The sequence below is a fragment of the Paenibacillus sp. P4_A7 genome (assembly GCF_056402455.1).
Window position 1 is genome coordinate 1 of sequence record NZ_JBFUHJ010000692.1, and the last position, 1,947, is coordinate 1,947.

At 45.5% G+C, this 1,947-nt stretch carries 2 protein-coding genes and 1 pseudogene; 2 read left to right on the forward strand and 1 reads right to left on the reverse strand.

Going from position 1 to position 1,947, the window contains the following annotated elements:
- Positions 1-140, forward strand: a pseudogene (locus tag AC1DWN_RS33005) (DinB family protein); the annotation flags it as partial.
- Positions 141-471: 331 nt separating this feature from the next.
- On the opposite strand, the gene AC1DWN_RS33010 reads toward AC1DWN_RS33005, so the two are convergent.
- The gene (locus AC1DWN_RS33010; protein ID WP_477563062.1) at positions 472-1,407 is read right to left on the reverse strand and encodes a LysR family transcriptional regulator; all 936 of its coding nucleotides are present in this window, start codon (positions 1,405-1,407) and stop codon (positions 472-474) included.
- An 85-nt stretch (positions 1,408-1,492) separates the two neighbouring features.
- Between AC1DWN_RS33010 and AC1DWN_RS33015 the strand changes: the two genes are divergently transcribed.
- The coding region (locus AC1DWN_RS33015; RefSeq protein WP_477563063.1) for a chorismate synthase at positions 1,493-1,947 on the forward strand (455 nt) is incomplete at its 3' end.

Here is a 1,947-nt window from a genome sequence, read left to right on the forward strand (position 1 = left end):
TTCGTGGACTGAATGAGGACGCTTGGGAGAGAATCGGCGTTGTAAGTGATAATGACATGTCTGTTAGAGCTTTGGCGTATATTATTGCAGGGCATGAAATTCATCATCTAAATATCATAAAAGAAAGATATTTAGCCTAGACCTGAGGTTCAATGTGACACCTTGGTGGTCTGTCGCACCCACGTATATTGTACACAGTCTATCGCACACACCACACACATACGTAAGGACACATACACACGCAGCAATGCCGCATATATGCCTTATGAAATGGAATTAAGCCCATAGGCAAAGTAGCTTCGAGCAGTGCTAATCGATTAGTAAGTTAAAAAGCTGTAAGCATCATTTGGATGCTTACAGCTTATTTTTTTTGCGAATTTGTGGCCTGTAAGCTTGATTTTGGTGCTTACAGGCTGAGAAGCGCTAGATAGAATTAACGGGAGGCTATATGTTGCCGCAGCGGAAGCCACATTAAGTGGAATCAGCCAATAGCTCCATAAAGCGGCTTGCGATGAGTGACAGTGATGCATTGCGCCTAGTGGCAACTCCGATACTGCGCTCCGGGATAGGCTCGACCGTTCGCAGTTCAAACAGCTTTCCGGACTGCAGCTCCTGTTGGACGAATGAGCGTGTCACAAAGGCGGCGCCATATCCGCGTTGAGCCAGCTCGATTAACATTTCGGAGCTGCCAAGTTCTACATCCGCCTCCATCGTAAAGCCCTGAGCGGTAAACCAATTCGTAATAAACTGCCCTGTACTGCTTCCTTGTGATAGAAGCAATAGTGGTATTTTGACGAGATCCGCAGTTGAAATAGGCTGTTCGGCCAGCTTCCTGTAGGCGGGACCTACAACAAAGCAATCCTGCACAGCAGTTAACTGCTGTACTTGAAGCTCAGAATCTACCAGCGGCAGATGGACAAAGCCCAAATCGATTTGTCCGTCCGTTAATTTAGCTTTAATATCGGATGTTTTGCCTTGGGAAAGACGAATTCTAATATCCGGGTATTCTGTGCGCAGCTTGTCTAATGGGGTGAGCAGAAAATGTTTGATGATCGGTCCACTAGCGCCAATTCGGAGTTCTCCGGCGACAAGATGCTTGAGCGACTCCATTTTTCTTTCGCCCGATTCGAGTAAAGAAAATGATTGTTCCACATACTCGAGTAAAGCAGATCCTTCTGGAGTTAGTGATACCCCTTTGGACAAGCGGTCGAAAAGCTTAATGCCCAGTCCCTCTTCCAGTTGTTTAATGGCATAGCTGACGGAAGGCTGGGTAATATGGAGCTGTTGTGCGGCTTTGGTCAAATTGCCATGCTTAGCAGTTTGAAGAAAAATACGATACCAATCCAGATGCATGATGCTTTTGATATAGAACACCTCTATGTCACGTGATGGAAATGATGATTTCATTTATCTCAATGATGACATTATAATCAAGATAATAGTAAGCGTCAAAGAAAATGACAGCGGTAAATGACAATGGAGGTTTTAAGATATGGCAGGTAACACATATGGTGATCTATTCAAAATAACAACCTTTGGAGAATCTCATGGGGAAGCGGTGGGAGTAATCGTCGATGGCGTTACTCCCGGAGTGGAAATAGACGAGCGATACATTCAAATTCAGATGGATCGCAGGCGGCCTGGACAGTCCTCAGTAACGACTCCAAGAAAAGAATATGATATCGTTCATATTTTATCCGGCGTTTATGAAGGCAAAACAACCGGAACCCCGTTATTTATCATTTTGTATAACAACGATATGCAGCCTTCTGCATACGATGACATTGCCAAGTCTTTTAGACCAGGTCATGCAGATTACACGTACTTGCAAAAATACGGTATTCGCGATCATCGGGGCAGCGGTAGAGCATCGGGAAGAGAAACGGCTGGCCGGGTAGCGGCTGGGGCTGTCGCTCGCAAGCTGCTTGAGAACAGAGGGGTAAGTAT

Bases quoted from the DNA above. Each gene is read 5' to 3' on its own strand.
- AC1DWN_RS33010 (WP_477563062.1), bottom strand. From the start codon at position 1,407: ATGAAATCATCATTTCCATCACGTGACATAGAGGTGTTCTATATCAAA.